Genomic DNA, 14,730 nt, shown 5'->3' on the forward strand with positions numbered 1-14,730 from the left:
TTAGGTGTATCGTGTGTTCTGGTATTCCGGGGCATAGAATGCTGGAAGGAGGCTATCGACTTGGAGCAGCCCGCGTTGGGTCAATTGAATCTCGTCTAACTCGGCGTTGACGTGCAGCATGCCGTCGTTCTGCAGTTTATCATAGGGTTCAGCGTAAAGCGTGAGGATATCAGCATTGAACTTTGTCTTGAAGTAAGACGGTCTGATGCTTCCGAGTTTGAGTTGTAGGATCATCTCTCGCGTCAACCGTTCCGCTTCCGTTGGCCGCAGCGCGCGATAGACAGGAAATCTGTCTTCTTCAAGGTGGCGGAGGTAATCTCCCCATGAGGGGGCGTTTTGAAAATGAACGCCGCTGAGGTGCGAAAAAGAGGCGACCCCTGTGCCTATCATATCACTTCCTTGCCACACTGCATCGCGATAGACAAACTGGCACGGTTTATTCTTCTTAACCACTGTATACGCACTGGATTGCGCATAACCGGCTCGCGCAAATTGTTCAAAGGCGTATTGATGCCATTCGCGCTTGAGTTTCCAATCTGCTACGGGAAGTGTATCACCACCGAGGATATCTTTAGAATAGACCGTGTTGAACGGCAGCTCCAACTGATAAACAGTGACACTATCTGGTTCAAGCTCAATTGTCTTGCTGACGGTTTCTCGCCAGCTTTCCCACGTTTCACCTATCATACCTGAGATGAGATCGATGTTGACTTGGTCGAATGCTAATGTTTTTATCCACGGCACAATGCGATAAACCTCTTTGGAGAGATGTGCTCTACCGTTTTCGGCAAGAATCTCATCGTTCAGATTTTCAACACCGAGACTCAATCGGGTTACACCAATCTCTTTGATTGCATCTACTTTCTTCTCTGTCAAGGTGCCGGGTTCGCATTCAAACGCCACTTCTTCAGCAGCATCCCACGGCATTGCCCGTTTTACGCTGTCAACGAGAGCAGTGAGGTGTTTGACGCTAATATAGGAAGGCGTACCCCCACCGAAATAGACGAATCTCAGGGGTCTACCGGCGATCGCGGGTTGCTTGCTGTAAAGTTCGATCTCTTTCGCAAGTGCGTTCAAGTACGTGTCAATTTCCGAACTGTTTTTATCCGTATAGACTCGAAAATAGCAGAATTTGCACCGTTTACGACAGAAGGGAATATGGAGGTAAAGCCCAAGCGTTGCGTCGGGTCGGGGCTGTTCACCGAGCATTCGCGCCACTTCTGGCACATCTGACTCGCTCCAAGTGGAATACGGTGGGTAGTTTGAAACGAAAACACTCCCGACGGTCGTCTGTTTTGAATCTATTCCTGCTGTTGCGGGTTCCGGTTTTGTTTCAGGCATAATGTTTGCTCCTTTGCCTTAAATATACTTTGACATCTTCCCAATTCTATGTATCGGCTGAAAAATTTTCTCTTAATGAATCTATCCTTGAAAGTTCATTATTCAAAACAGTAGAGGATTCCATCTTCGCTCCCAATGTAAATCTTGCCATCGGCTACACTCGGTGAAGCGACAATTGATGAACCCGTTGCGAATTCCCACACCGATTCTCCTGTGGACACATCTAAAGCGATGAACGTCCCGCGGGTCGTCCCAAGAAAGACACGTTTGCCGACAACAACAGCCGATGACTCAATACGGGATTTGGTTGTATAGGTCCATAACGATTCTCCTGTCTCAGACGAAAGCGCGTGCACTATTTTATCCCGTCCTCCGATGATTACCATATCTTCAGTCAGGGCAGCTGAAGCGAAAAACGGAAATCTCCGTTTCGGGTGGCGATACCGCCAGGCAATCTCTCCAATATCTAAGTTGACTGCTAATATTTCAGCACCGTACGTGCCGCAATAGATACGATTTTGCGAAATCGCAGGGCTGGCACCGACATACGCGCCGAGGTCAACTTGCTGTACCTGTGTGCCATCATTGATGTTAAGAACGCGAAGGTAACTATCGCATCCAGTAACAATGGCGAAACGCTGCGCGTTATCAGATTCACTTGCGGACTGGGTCCAAATCCCAGGTGTGCCGTGGACATACCCCTCGGTCTCAAATTTCCAGATGAGTTCCCCGTTTTCTCGGTTGAGGCAGTAGAGAAATCCATCATACGAACCGAATAACACACGGTCTCCGGTAAAATTGGCTGATGATATGATTTCACCTTCCGTCCTAAACTGCCATTTCGTTTCTTGGGTGCTAATATCTATTGCATGGAAGATACCTTCGCTGTCCCCGAGGTAGATTACACCGTTATGGATAGATGGAGATGCTTTAATAGCACCGGTTGCTTGGTACATCCATCTTTTTTCACCCGTTTGTGCATCAATCGCGTAGAGAAAGCCGTTTAACGCACCAACGTACACGGTGCCATCAACGACTGTAGCGGTTGACTCAATCATATCTCCTGCCTGAAAAGTCCAAAGCAGTTGCGGGTTTTCGGAAAGTTCAGCGTTGGTAACACCCGTAAGCTGCGGATTCCCGCGAAAAGTTGCCCAATCAGCAAAAGTTGCTTGTCCAATAAAGAGCAGTAGAAATAGGACGTTTTTTACGGTAAATGTCCATACAAAACGGTTTATATTAATAGGCTGCTTCATAGAGTTTTGTAAAATCTTGTTCGTTCAGCGGACGTGGATTAAATTGTGCTGTCCATTGTATTGAGGCTTCTTTTGATAATGTGGGGATGTCCACTGTTCCTATAGTGTATTCGACACTGCATTCCCTTAGTGTGTTCGGCAAATTACCAATTTCTTTTAGTTCAACAATCCTATCCGCTAAATCTCCATCAGAATGTAGTTGACGGTAAGATTCTTCAGCAAAGGGACTGTTGAATCGAATAACGTATGGTAGCATCAGCGCAACAGCAACGCCGTGGGTGATACCGTATCTTGCAGTCAACGGATTGGCACAGGCATGCGCAGCACCTAACATTGAATTTTCGATTGCAAGCCCGGCGAGGTAAGCACCGAATAACATATTGCTTCGCGCTGTAGTGTCCTTTGATTTGAGGGCTGCTTCAAAGTTCACATCTAACAACTGCCACGCGTGTTGTGCGAACATCTGGGACATCGGATTCCGTCTGGTTGAGACGAAACTTTCGAGCGCATGCGCAATTGCGTCTATACCCGTTATTGCTGCGACCGATCTCGGCAGCGTTTCAGTGAGTGTAGCGTCCAGAATGACGGTCCCGAATTTTGCCTTTCTGTCGCCACACGCCATCTTGATATGTGTCTCTTGCTGCGCGATGAGCGCAAAAGATTGGGCTTCACTGCCGGTACCGATGGTCGTCGGGATACCAATGGACGGAAGCATCGGGTGTATCGCCCTATTGGTGCCCCAGTAGTCCTCCATTTTACCGCCGTTGGTTAGTAGAAAGTTTGCGCCTTTGGCACAATCCATTGAGCTACCGCCGCCGAGTCCAATAATCAAGTCTATCGGTGCATCGGCTTTCGCGGCCACAACGGCATTTTCGACATCTTCCGTCGTCGGATTAGGCGAAACATCGGCGAAAACGTAAGCAGCGATCCGTTCGCTTTGCAACGCCGATATTGCTCTCGCGAGGATACCTGCCTTTTCGATACCACGATCAGTTGCTATGAAAACACGGCTACCTCCGAGGTCTCGAGTTAACTCGCCTAATTTCTCAATACTATTTTCGCCAAATATAACCCGTTGCGTGAGTTCAGAATCAAAATCTTGCATGTTTGTGCGTTAGGGTTTAATCGATTTTGTGGATTCCCATCCGACTTTATTTCACACTATTTTTAAACATGATACCAGACATAAAGCGACAAAGTCAAGGTAGAAACGATCTGCTACCTAACCTAAAATTTGAAATGTCAGTGCAATTGTAGTAAAATAGGTTGTGATGTGTGTTAGTCTAAGATAGTTGTTTGCTACAAAACTTTACGCTTTAGCATATTATCAGCAGATATTGATGGTTAAATTACCGATTTGAGGTAAACCTGTGATTTTAACAAAAGAAAAAATCATAGACATCCTTTCCGAAAAATCCGAATACCTTGCCGAGGCGTATGGCGTTAAGAGGATTGGCTTATTCGGATCCTACGCTAAAGGGATATATACTGAAGATAGTGATATTGACATCATCGTCGAATTTGAAATACCGTTAGGTTTCAAATTCATGGAGTTCGCTGACTACCTTGAGGACATTCTTGGGAAATCGGTGGATGTGCTTACTATAGGCGGGCTTCAAGGGATTCGGATTCCACATATTGCTCAAGCAATTAGGGAAAGTATTGTTTATGTCTAATAGGACAGATAAAGATTTTCTATATGATATTCAGGAAGCGATGCGCCGTATAAAGACTTATACGCATGAGATCACGTACGAAGAATTTCTTTCGGATACACGGACACAGGATGCTGTTATCCGTAATATAGAAATTATTGGCGAGGCAACTAAAAAACTATCTGTTGGACTCCGGAACCGATATCCAAGTGTTCCTTGGAAAGAAATTGCCCGCACACGGGATAGGCTCATTCACCACTACTTTGGTGTGGATTCCGACAACTTCCAATTCAATAACAACCTCCCGCTCATCTCTAATTTTTCCAATAAATTTACGCCTGTTTCTATGAATTTCTCTATTCCCACGCCTCGCGTAAAAGTCGCAGCCAGTTACCATGCATGATCGAAGCGATGTCAGTGTCGCTATAGCCACGATCCACCAATAAACGCGGTATCTTCTGTAAAGGGCCTGAGTAAGTCCTGAGCCTTTAATCCTCACTCCCGCCGACTTCAACGTGTGCTGTCCACCCCCTAAAATTTCCATCTATCTCGGCAAACTTGATTTCCTGTGTTGTGCCTGGCGAAAGGTCTGCTAAACGCGTTGGACCGAGTTTTACGCCATTGGATAAGCGGACTGTAACGTTGACACGTTTCAATGTTCGGTTAGTCGTGTTTTCCACATATCCTTTGATAGAACGGCTTTGAGGATCGTAGGTCAAGTTCATGCTTGCACCGCCTTGGACGTGTCGGACAGGATCCGAACGTTTATTCAGACCGAATTGGCCGCTGAAGCCTTTCCATCCAATGTCAATATCGGGACGATTCATACTTGTGCAGCTGCTCATCAGAGAAACAGATAATCCAATAACAATGAGGGCAAGAACCCTAAGTATTTGGTTCATGAAAGGTCTCCTTATCTAAGCCCACGCCTCGCGTAAAAGTCGCAGCCAGTTACCGTGCATGATAGCCGCAATATCGTCATCGCTATAACCACGTGCAGACAGCAACGCCGGTATCTTTTGTAGGTCAGCGATAGTATCCAAATCGCTCGGAGACTGTTCACGCCCGTAGCCACCGTCTAAGTCTGTACCGATAGCAGCGTGCCGGTTGTTACCAGCGAGTTGACAGACATAATCGATATGGTCAACGACGCTGTTCAAGGTAACTTTGACATTTGAAGTTTCACCCGTAACCCAACCCGGTTGGAGCATCCACGCATCAAATGCAGCACCGATAACGCCATCTCGTTCAAAAATCGCACGTAATTGTTCATCGCTGAATTGCCGTTGATGTGGAACCAGTTCGCGGCAGTTGTTATGACTGGCGAGGACCAATCCATTGTAGTGTTCCAACGCTTGCCAGAACGCCTGATCGGAGCAGTGGGTAAGATCGAGCACAACGCCTAAACGTTCCATTTCAGCGAGCAACGGGCGGCCGAGTTCGGTGAGTCCAATTTCTGTGCCTGTGCCACCAGCGTAACGTCCCGGGCCGTAGTGTGTCAATCCGAGCAGTCGTAACCCAGCATCAGCCCATTCCTCTAATTGCGTCGGGGTCAAGATCGGGTCAGCACCTTCCATGCTAATCACAAACCCCAGCGCGGGTGTGTTATCGTAATCGTTTGCGTCGCCTATCGCTGTACTTTCCCATCTCTGCCAAGCCTCGATGTGTCTATCCAAGTTTTCCGTGTTCGTGATGATACGGACGTATCCGATTGCTTCTAAGGCACGGTAATAAGCGAGTTGTCCTTGTGCGATACCGTAGGATTGGGCAGGCGTAGCATAATCAGAATGAGGGGAAGGTCTACCAGTAGAACGGGCAAAGAGCGTGACAAAACTCAAGGCAATTCGTCCTTGACGCATCTCTGGGAGCGCGACAGTGCCTTGGTTCCCGGACACACGCGCTTCTTGAGTGCGAATTGTATACGCCGAACTTAGCAAGTCCCGGTTGCCTTGTAACGCATTCATTGACAAATCAAGATGAGCATCAATAATAAGCATAAAATATTCCTCTCTGATGTGTTGGAATTGGAAGAATCACGTCAATCGCTGTCTGGGTAGGAAGCGAAATGTGCTTGCGGCGTTCCATTTCGATAATCGCCATCACAAGCACTGAGCATCCAACCACTCAACCGAGCAACGATGTCAGGATAATCCGCCGAAACATCGTTTTCCTCGCGGTAGTCGTCGTTGAGTTGGTATAATTGGAAAGTGTCCGTGCTATTAATATATCGTAATTTCCAACCATCTGACGTTACCAACGCTGGCCCCAGTCGAGAGGCATATATAATCCACTCGTGGGTTTCTTGAGCCTCAGGTTGTTCAAACAGGGTCGGTAAGAACGATATACCGTCTTTTCCTTCCGGTAACTCGACTCCTATAAGGTCAGCGAAGGTCGGCATCAGGTCGTAGTTCGCAAGGATATGGTTTGATACGCTATCAGGGGCAATTGTTCCGGGGAACCGGACGATGTAAGGGATACGTGTGCCACCTTCCCAACTCGAAAACTTTAAACCACCCATACCGTCGTTTCCATTGAACACATCGCCACCCGTCTCCGAATAGAATTTTGTCGTGATCTCATCAAACGGCTCACCGTCCAAATTCTGGCGCCGACCGGAGGTGCGTCCTTCCTGCAAATAATACACTTCGTGGCCGTTATCAGAGCAGAGGGCAATCATCGTGCGATCGTCAATTCCGAGTCGTTCGAGTTCGTCCAAGATGATCCCAACAGTCTCATCGAGTTTTAGGATCATGGAGGCGTATTCTTTTTCATAGGTTGTTAATTCTGGAACGTTTTTCACCGTTGGATGGATGTCAGGGATGGCAATCGGTCCGTGTGGTAGTTGAGACGGATGATAGAGAAAGAAGGGCTTGTCTTGGTGGGTGCGAAGGAACTCGATGATTTTTTCGTTGAAAATGTCTTGAGAATATACCGCTTTCCCCTCTCGGTTCCTGCGGCGCGCCATATTTTCTTCGGACTCCCAATTCGGATTTACCGCGCAGTCGGCGTGTGTGTTTCCCCGAATGTATGTTGGTTGTCCGTTTTCAAAAAGGAAAGGCGGATAGAAACCGTGGCAACGCTGGTGATCATAGTAGCCGTAGTGATACTGCCAACCGTGCCGCCGGATGCGCTCCCCAGTTGTGGCAAAACCCCATTCAAGTTTTCCAATCTGTCCTGTGGTGTAACCAGCATGTTCCGCAATTTGTGCCAAGAAGATGTCATCGGGACCTGCTTGGAGTCCGGTGGTATGAAGCAATTCCGTAACTTGGTCCAAAGTCATCTCGCCAGCACTCAACCTGTGGTAAAGTCCGCCTTGGGTATAGGTCCAGGTCCCCTCGTGGCAATCGTGAAGACCTGTTAGCATACTCGCTCGCGATGGCGCACAAAACGCGCAACCGTAGGCGTGGTTGAATTTCATTCCCTCATTTGCAAGACGATCAATATTCGGTGTCTCGAAATGTTGTTGACCATAGCAGCTGAGCATACCGCGTCCAAGATCGTCTGCGAAGATGAGAATGACATTCGGGTTATCCGTCATAACTGTGATACTAAAGATTTGAAAACTTAAGTTTTTCAGATGTTACTCAAGTTGAAATGCGCGTTGTCTATAGAGGTGCTCAAACAAATTCCCTTCATGCGGACTGTCCCAAGAGATCTGATTCGTCGGGACAGCACCCAAATTAAGTCGATCAATGAGCGGTGTAGCCACGAGATCTCGTCTTAATGCTGCGTCTTCCGTAATCGCCGTAGCAACCAGCGTTGCCCCCATAGATTCGACTAACTCTGTCGATGACACTTCAACAACACTCACAAACGGAAACGGGAATTCCGTATTCGCCAACGGATGTTCCGCATCCTCACACCAGATAACGGTCGGTCTGAGGAAGGTACACCCATCTAATTCAACAACGCGATCACCGGTTGTTAATTCCGTTGCCCCGGGTTCTTTGAGATGACGGTCGATCAACGACGAGATACCGTAGGCAGCTTTCGGATTCGCCCACGCTGCGATGCCTGCATCTGGATCATCCAGCGGTTTCGGTTCAATGCGTGCCAAGCGTTCTGCCAACGCTTCGGCAATTTCGCGTCCGTGTGCGGTTACCCACACACCAGAGGCGTTAATACAGGACCTGCCCCCGTTCTTGGTGACCGATTCCACAATGAGATCAAGATACTGCTCCCAATTGTTCTGTTTGCTTTCGTGGATGACGATCTTGCTGCGTCCCGGTCCGTGAATCTCAACACGAGGTGTGTTCACCCACGGGGCGACAGTGGCTCCACCGCCGAAAAGCATAGAACGTCCGCATCGAGACAGGATTTCGTTGGCACCGGTATAATCGGTAGGATAGAAACTGAACCCCCCTGCGGGAGCACCTGCCGCGATAAACGCTTGTGCGATACGATACGGAGTCCACGGCTCCTCGCGCCCTGGTTTTAGGACAAGCGGGACTTTCAACGGAATCGCAGGCACCCACAACGAATGCACACCTGGCGAATTGCTCGGTAACACAGCACCGAGTGAGTCTGTTTCGCAGACGTAACTCAACGTCCGTCCGTTTTGAGTGCCCCAACCTATATCAAGGACTCGTAGATCCAAGCCGCGGGTGAGTCCGTCTAAGACCGTATCTATGTTTTCCAAAACCCCTTGAATCTTGAGCAGATTCTGTTGGCAGAGGGCTTCAGGTAAGCCCGTTGTCCCGGATACTTGTTGGATATAATCTGTCGGGGATTGTTCAGTACCGTCAAGTGGCAGCGTCGCCGTTGTGAAAAGGCGCGCTGCCGCCTTGCAAATAGAGATCAATTCAGCAACCGAACGTTGCCCAAGTGCCTCTTTTTGGAGACCGATGTCAACGAGGTCCTTCGCTATCAATCCACGGTTGGCTTGGCTCACCTCGACTAAAGGTTCGCCTGTTTTAATATGTGTCACGCTAACGGTGTTCAGACTTCTGTAAGAACGTCCGGCGCGTAAAATTGGGATATGTATCATTTTACCATGTAATTTTCGCTACCCATCCAGACGAGGCATCGCAGTAGAGGAAATCGTCACCGTAGATGGATAACCCATGCGGTTCGGGACAATCTTCGGGAACCTCAATCACATCAAGCGGCGTGCCGTCATTAAGATCAAGTTTGACGATAACCCTATCAGAAGTATGCGTTGACCAAAGTCCATCTTCAACGCGAATCATGCCGTGTCCGCGTCCGTGAGGCAACGGGAGCGTTTTTTGGACAGACCAATCCGAAATTCTCATCTTATGCGTGACCTGATTCTTAAGCGTTTGGACCCATAAGTGTCCTTCATCGTAGTGGTCGTATTCGATCCCGTGTGTTCCGCCGCCATCGGGTATTGGATAGCGTCCGAGGGTTTCACCGGTTTCAGGATCGACTTTGAAAACCTCGCCTGTCTCAGCATCTGTATCCCGGACGGGACGCCAACGTGCGCCAGATCCATTCGCGGCTAACCAGAGCGCGCCATCACCGGACGTCATTCCGCTCGTGTTGGAAGATTCGCTCGGAATGTCGCGGATGAGTTTCGGCACGGTATAATCCTCGTCCGCTGTGATTTCAACCAAGGCGACCCTATCGGTAATCTGATCGACGATCCACAAACCTTCTTCTGTAACTTGTAAACCGTTGGGCACCGAATAGGGAGATCGGAAAACTTTCTCAATTTTCGTTATCATATTCAAACTCCTTTTTCGTGTTTATCTACTTGTGCTAAAGAGGTCTTTAGCCACTTTAAATATTCGGATTTCCGTTCTTTCGTGATTGGAAAGGATTTGATAAACTCGTTTGTCGGTAGATGTTGAATAAATGCCAGTTCCGGTGTCAGAATCAGGGAATCAACTGGATAAACAAAGTGTTCTTGGAGTTTCATAGCGAGTGTAGCCGCGGCGGTCCCTTTCGCGCTATCTTGAAGTTCCGGCAATTCTCTAAGTAAAACCCATGTATTGACAAACTTTGTGTTGAGCAGCTTAATGACTTTCGATGTGGAGAGCGGACCCGCTCTCAAAATTTTACCGCTCCCTCAGCACGATTCATCATCAAGTGCACCAAATAAAACTAACGCATGGATGGGACGATTTGTTGCTTTCGCGAGTTCAATGGCATCTTCAATCGGGACCCACTCAATTTTAGCAAACTTGTAGAACACAGTCATTAGTTTTTTGCGGGCTGCTTCAGCAGGAATGGCTGTTTCCCATGCTATCTCACGTACAGGTACGCTTGATAAAGTGGAGAGTTCCATGCGCGGAATAAAAGCCATGTCTGCTGTCCTGAAAGCATTAACATCTACATTGCTATTGCGTGATGGAAGAAACAGAGAAAACTTAATAACTGCTCCTTCCTTTCGATTCAGTAACAGGCACCCTGCAAACTGCGCTGGCAGCAAACGGATACCCGACGCGTCCAACACGAACTGCGCATGAATTCGGAAGACAATCTCGGCGTAATTGGGCGAAATCGCCCGTAAACATGCTTTTAACCCTTCAGCTCTCTGTGTTCTGTGGGAAAAGATGGTGATCTCCGTTGTTGCACCCGAGTGAAACTGACAGAGGAAAGGAAGAATCCTTTTCGAGTCAAGTTCCCAAATATCCCCTACATTAACAGTCGAAGGCGGTAGAAAAACTTGAAAGTCGGTTTGGTTGTAGTTCTTCAACGGGTGCACAGGTTTCGGATTGAAAAGTTCTAACGCTTGTTTCCACTCCATATTCACTGATTCTGGCAACCGTGCTTTGAGCCTATCGAACTGTTCTTGTGTGGGCTGATGCAAGTTGTACGTGGAATCCACAATTGGTTCCCAGTATGCTTGTACTTGCACACTCGCTGTACTGCTAAGAACATTGCTAAAGTCCGCTATCACCTTATTTTCTCTCCTGTTTGTTAGGACGACTTAGTAAACACCAACAACAACACTCTCTTGAAGTTCTGTGAGCAAACGAAGATTTTCAACGCCGTCCCAAGGGTATTCCGGAATCGGTTCGGCGCGTTCGGCTTCGTCACGCTCCAAAAAACGGGGCATGAAAAATTCTTTCGTTAGCGTTGTGAGTATGACGCGTCCGGTTTCGCCGTAATCGACAGTTTCCTCTGGGTTTTCGGGGTTGACCAATTCAATGACAGCGCGCGGTTGCGGCGGATAGTAGATAATAGCATAGTTATCTGCCGGATCAAACGGTTTACAAGTGGCTAATCCCATGAGGGTATTCCCATAAGTCGGAATAAAGTCAATACCGGGAACAAGCTCCTCGCGAGCAAAGCGATGGAACTGGGCATCCATCTCCGTGCCGCCACAAAAAATACCTTTGATATCCACCTTTGGCAAGGCAATTTTTTCGCACAGTGCCTCCAGTAGTTTTGGTGTTGTGAAGAGACATTGAACGTTTTCGTGGGCACGCAACACGTTGAGTGCCTGCGATATGACATGGTTTTTATACGCGTCCAGTTCCTCATTTTTTCCGTAACGCACGAGTTGGTTCACCCAACGTGGATCGAGATCTACATGGAAACAGATACCTCCGCGATGCTGTGCCAGATGCTCAACAGCGAGTCGTAAACGCCGCGGACCCGTCGGACCCAACATCAGCCAATCGCTACCGGGTGGAAAGCCTTCGTCAGACAGCGTTTTACTGAACAGTTCATAGTCAATATGAAAATCGCGAATGCTAATCCGAGACTTTGGGACACCTGTCGAGCCACCCGTTTCAAAGACGTAAATAGGTTCGTTGGCGTAAGCCTTCGGCACCCAGCGACGCACAGGTCCCCCGCGGAGCCATTCGTCTTGGAAATGCCCAAGACACTTGAGGTCGGCATAGCTGCCAATCTCTTTTCTCGGATTAAAGTCGAGGTTTTCTGCGAATTCCAGCCAGAAGGGAGATCCCGTCTTTGGACTGAAGTGCCATTTGACAATTTCCCGGACGTGTGCATCAAGTGCTTTTTGGGCTTCAGTAATTTTTCGGGTAAGGTTCATTGCTTCTCTTCTATTGCAATCAAAGTATTGCGGGTTACGATGTAAAGCACACCGTCTTTCGCGACAGGTGTCGTATAGACAGCACTGCCCAGGTTCGTTTCAAACAGCACTTGTTTTGTTTTCCCTGTTTTTAGGATAACCACATCACCGTCTTCGTCGCCGAGGTAAACCTTGCCATCTACAACGTAAGGCGAACCCCAAATGGCAGCGAAGGTGTCATGTTTCCAATAAAGGTCCCCGGTGCTCACATCTAAACAGTAGAGGAAACCACTCAAATCCGAAATATAGAGGAGTCCATCCGCAATCGCTACAGTGGACATCGTACGATTGAACTGCTCATCACCGAGGTGCCAGACCCCCGCCGTTTCGGTAACATCACCGGTTTGTGAGGCATCAATACACCAGAGGTGTCCTACGCCTTCGCCGTGTTCTGGATCTTGACCGACAGCAACAAAGACCTTGCCATCATAAACGACAGGCGTTGAGATAATATTATTGCGTGTACCACGACCACCGAGTTCCCAAACAGAATCTTTCGGATTACAATCAAACTTCCAGATGATGTCCCCGGTTTCCGGCGCAAAAGCGTAGACCCAACCATCGCCGCCGGGGATGATAACTTGTGGAACACCATTGATAACACCGTAAGCCGGATTCGACCACTGCCCGTGCAGTATATCTTCCCCAGGGGAGGCATCCTCCCAGACGAGTTCACCCGTGTTTTTGTTTAAAGCGATAAAGGATGGAGCATCAGGTGAGGGAATGTGGATGTGTCCTTCATCAACGCCGTTACTCGTTTCTAAAAAGAGAAGGTCACCAACAGCAAGTGGCGAACAGGTCGCGAGGTTGTGCGGGAAGACATCCAACTCGTCCATCATATCGTAACTCCAAATGATGTCGGCATCAATCTCACTTGTTTCTGTTTCTTCTGTAAAGGGCCCGTCGTTTTCACCATCGAGAAAGCCTTCAGTATCAATACAGACGACTTCACACCGATTGGAGACGTAGTAAAGCCGATCACCTTCAATATACGGTGTGGAACAGATGCCTTGTAGGGGCCAGTCGTTGACCCGTCCTGAAGTGAGTTTCGTATGAGTTGATTGCCAGAGGAATTCGCCATCAGATTCGTTAAACGCCTTGATGACACCGCGATCGCCGGTCAGTTTCGGATTACGGAGTGCTTTGTTGTTCGTTCCGACAAAAACCTTTCCACCAATGATAAGCGGTCCCGCGTAACTTTGCGAACCAAGTTCTGCTGTCCATTTAATGTTTTCGCCGGTTTCCATATCCCAACTCGCCGGAACATTTTTTTCGTCAGAGACCATATTACGGCTTAACGTACCACCCCATAGGGCAATCTCTGTTCCTGCGGAAGCAGTAGATACCGCAAACACGAGAAGCACTGCAAGTTTTATAATGTCGGTAAATCGTGATTTCCAAAGAGGTTTCAATTGAATGACTCCTTCTTGAGTGGTTATTAGCCATTGGCTATCAACTGTCAGCTTTCAGTAAAGAGGACTTTGATTTTTGAAAACCCACCTTACTGACTGCCGAAAGCAATCCGAAGGATTGCGCCCTGACTGCTGACAGCCAATTACCATACTTTTAGATTGTCGTAATGGATATTAGCCGGGGAGTAGCCGTAGATACCGGGGCTTCCCTCGTGATTTGGTAATGGATCTTCAGCAGTGATCGTCCATGTTTCCGGTTCAGGTTCGCCGCTGCGCCAGACCTTGCCACGGATGATTGCTTTATTCTCCGTCGTCTCTACCATCATTTTCATTGTATACCAGACATCCGTCTCCCACGAGAAGTCAATTGTTTTTGCCATCCGTAAGTCTGATGCCCAGGAACGAATTTGCAGGCGTTGGTGTCTGCCCTGCATATCCAATGTATAGCGGTTTGCAATGAGTCCCATGTCCGGCAGTCTGCGTTTGTTTCTTGTTCCCATCAGGTCGACTTGGATTTGATAATTCTTCATTGTCGAGGGGCCCAGGAAAACATTAGACCGGTCTAAACCGACTCTGGCAGGGGTTTTGACTAAAACCTTATTACCCTCTATCTCACGCACAAAGAATTTGCCAGTCGATCCGATCCAGTGAACTGGTGATTTTTCGAGTTCGATTGTCTCAAAATCTTCTGTCCACGGCAGCGATGGAATGACGCGAACACGCGCTGTTGCCTTTATATCGCCCGATTGAACGGTAACCGTGCCTGCATGTGCGCCCGCACTTTTATCGGGTGTGAAGCGTCTGTCTTGAAGTGTACCCATCAAGCCAGCTGATGTCCATTCTATAGGCGCTACTGCACTTGTCTGTTTTCCATCTACATCAAAACCGATAACGCTAAATTCGACCGGTTCCCCAGAGGTGAGTTTCTCAGCAGGTGCAATCAGGAGCGAGACAGCTGGAGCCGTTGACCTCTCCACAGGTTCTGGTGTTATCTCTTTGCTGGCACAACCAATAACAAGAACGCACACAATCAAAACAGCATAGATTGGGATAAAATTTCTCAT

General features: G+C 48.2%; 15 protein-coding genes. 2 read left to right on the plus strand and 13 right to left on the minus strand.

The genetic code is table 11. The features are described from left to right. The 3 genes from OXN25_18610 to OXN25_18620 form a co-directional block, all read right to left on the minus strand. Nucleotides 1-1,341 carry a coproporphyrinogen-III oxidase family protein gene (locus OXN25_18610; GenBank protein MDE0426867.1) on the minus strand — a complete coding sequence of 447 codons (1,341 nt, stop codon included), beginning with the start codon at nucleotides 1,339-1,341 and terminating at the stop codon, nucleotides 1-3. 98 nt (nucleotides 1,342-1,439) lie between these two features. Then, nucleotides 1,440-2,594 (minus strand): PQQ-binding-like beta-propeller repeat protein, encoded by a 1,155-nt coding sequence (locus tag OXN25_18615; GenBank protein ID MDE0426868.1) that lies wholly within the window; start codon nucleotides 2,592-2,594, stop codon nucleotides 1,440-1,442. After that, the gene (locus OXN25_18620) at nucleotides 2,578-3,699 is read right to left on the minus strand and encodes an iron-containing alcohol dehydrogenase (GenBank protein MDE0426869.1); all 1,122 of its coding nucleotides are present in this window, start codon (nucleotides 3,697-3,699) and stop codon (nucleotides 2,578-2,580) included. The genes OXN25_18615 and OXN25_18620 overlap by 17 nt, the downstream gene beginning before the upstream one ends. Nucleotides 3,700-3,964: 265 nt before the next feature. Here OXN25_18620 and OXN25_18625 point away from each other — a divergent pair, with 265 nt between their 5' ends. Further along, on the plus strand, nucleotides 3,965-4,270 hold the full coding sequence (locus OXN25_18625; protein ID MDE0426870.1) for a nucleotidyltransferase family protein: 306 nt from the start codon (nucleotides 3,965-3,967) through the stop codon (nucleotides 4,268-4,270). After that, nucleotides 4,263-4,652, plus strand: coding sequence for a DUF86 domain-containing protein (locus OXN25_18630; GenBank protein ID MDE0426871.1), 390 nt, complete (start codon nucleotides 4,263-4,265; stop codon nucleotides 4,650-4,652). Before OXN25_18625 ends, OXN25_18630 begins: the two co-directional genes overlap by 8 nt. 85 nt (nucleotides 4,653-4,737) lie before the next feature. On the opposite strand, the gene OXN25_18635 is transcribed toward OXN25_18630, so the two are convergent. The 10 genes from OXN25_18635 to OXN25_18680 form a co-directional block, all read right to left on the minus strand. Then, nucleotides 4,738-5,151 carry a hypothetical protein gene (locus OXN25_18635; protein ID MDE0426872.1) on the minus strand — a complete coding sequence of 138 codons (414 nt, stop codon included), beginning with the start codon at nucleotides 5,149-5,151 and terminating at the stop codon, nucleotides 4,738-4,740. A 15-nt stretch (nucleotides 5,152-5,166) separates the two neighbouring features. After that, entirely contained in the window at nucleotides 5,167-6,246 is a 1,080-nt protein-coding gene (locus OXN25_18640) for a membrane dipeptidase (protein ID MDE0426873.1), read from the minus strand. A gap of 41 nt (nucleotides 6,247-6,287) precedes the next feature. Beyond that, nucleotides 6,288-7,787, minus strand: coding sequence for a sulfatase-like hydrolase/transferase (locus OXN25_18645; protein ID MDE0426874.1), 1,500 nt, complete (start codon nucleotides 7,785-7,787; stop codon nucleotides 6,288-6,290). A 42-nt stretch (nucleotides 7,788-7,829) separates the two neighbouring features. Further along, complete coding sequence (locus OXN25_18650) at nucleotides 7,830-9,236, minus strand: aldehyde dehydrogenase family protein (GenBank protein ID MDE0426875.1); 1,407 nt, start codon at nucleotides 9,234-9,236, stop codon at nucleotides 7,830-7,832. A gap of 1 nt (nucleotide 9,237) precedes the next feature. Continuing rightward, nucleotides 9,238-9,933: a hypothetical protein gene (locus tag OXN25_18655; GenBank protein MDE0426876.1), complete on the minus strand. Its 696-nt coding sequence runs from the start codon at nucleotides 9,931-9,933 to the stop codon at nucleotides 9,238-9,240. 2 nt (nucleotides 9,934-9,935) lie between these two features. Further along, nucleotides 9,936-10,262: a hypothetical protein gene (locus tag OXN25_18660; protein ID MDE0426877.1), complete on the minus strand. Its 327-nt coding sequence runs from the start codon at nucleotides 10,260-10,262 to the stop codon at nucleotides 9,936-9,938. A gap of 15 nt (nucleotides 10,263-10,277) precedes the next feature. Then, entirely contained in the window at nucleotides 10,278-11,111 is an 834-nt protein-coding gene (locus tag OXN25_18665; protein MDE0426878.1) for a hypothetical protein, read from the minus strand. 30 nt (nucleotides 11,112-11,141) lie between these two features. After that, the gene (locus OXN25_18670) at nucleotides 11,142-12,215 is read right to left on the minus strand and encodes a hypothetical protein (protein ID MDE0426879.1); all 1,074 of its coding nucleotides are present in this window, start codon (nucleotides 12,213-12,215) and stop codon (nucleotides 11,142-11,144) included. Further along, nucleotides 12,212-13,666 (minus strand): PQQ-binding-like beta-propeller repeat protein, encoded by a 1,455-nt coding sequence (locus OXN25_18675; GenBank protein ID MDE0426880.1) that lies wholly within the window; start codon nucleotides 13,664-13,666, stop codon nucleotides 12,212-12,214. The genes OXN25_18670 and OXN25_18675 overlap by 4 nt, the downstream gene beginning before the upstream one ends. 143 nt (nucleotides 13,667-13,809) lie before the next feature. Next, nucleotides 13,810-14,730 (minus strand): hypothetical protein, encoded by a 921-nt coding sequence (locus tag OXN25_18680; GenBank protein ID MDE0426881.1) that lies wholly within the window; start codon nucleotides 14,728-14,730, stop codon nucleotides 13,810-13,812.

Source organism: Candidatus Poribacteria bacterium (assembly GCA_028820845.1).
GTDB lineage: Bacteria > Poribacteria > WGA-4E > WGA-4E > WGA-3G > WGA-3G.

Coding starts and splice junctions, on each gene's coding strand:
- OXN25_18610 (MDE0426867.1), bottom strand. CDS start 1,341: ATGCCTGAAACAAAACCGGAACCCGCAACAGCAGGAATAGATTCAAAA.
- OXN25_18615 (MDE0426868.1), bottom strand. CDS start 2,594: ATGAAGCAGCCTATTAATATAAACCGTTTTGTATGGACATTTACCGTA.
- OXN25_18620 (MDE0426869.1), bottom strand. CDS start 3,699: ATGCAAGATTTTGATTCTGAACTCACGCAACGGGTTATATTTGGCGAA.
- OXN25_18630 (MDE0426871.1), top strand. CDS start 4,263: ATGTCTAATAGGACAGATAAAGATTTTCTATATGATATTCAGGAAGCG.
- OXN25_18635 (MDE0426872.1), bottom strand. CDS start 5,151: ATGAACCAAATACTTAGGGTTCTTGCCCTCATTGTTATTGGATTATCT.
- OXN25_18640 (MDE0426873.1), bottom strand. CDS start 6,246: ATGCTTATTATTGATGCTCATCTTGATTTGTCAATGAATGCGTTACAA.
- OXN25_18645 (MDE0426874.1), bottom strand. CDS start 7,787: ATGACGGATAACCCGAATGTCATTCTCATCTTCGCAGACGATCTTGGA.
- OXN25_18650 (MDE0426875.1), bottom strand. CDS start 9,236: ATGATACATATCCCAATTTTACGCGCCGGACGTTCTTACAGAAGTCTG.
- OXN25_18655 (MDE0426876.1), bottom strand. CDS start 9,933: ATGATAACGAAAATTGAGAAAGTTTTCCGATCTCCCTATTCGGTGCCC.
- OXN25_18670 (MDE0426879.1), bottom strand. CDS start 12,215: ATGAACCTTACCCGAAAAATTACTGAAGCCCAAAAAGCACTTGATGCA.
- OXN25_18680 (MDE0426881.1), bottom strand. CDS start 14,730: ATGAGAAATTTTATCCCAATCTATGCTGTTTTGATTGTGTGCGTTCTT.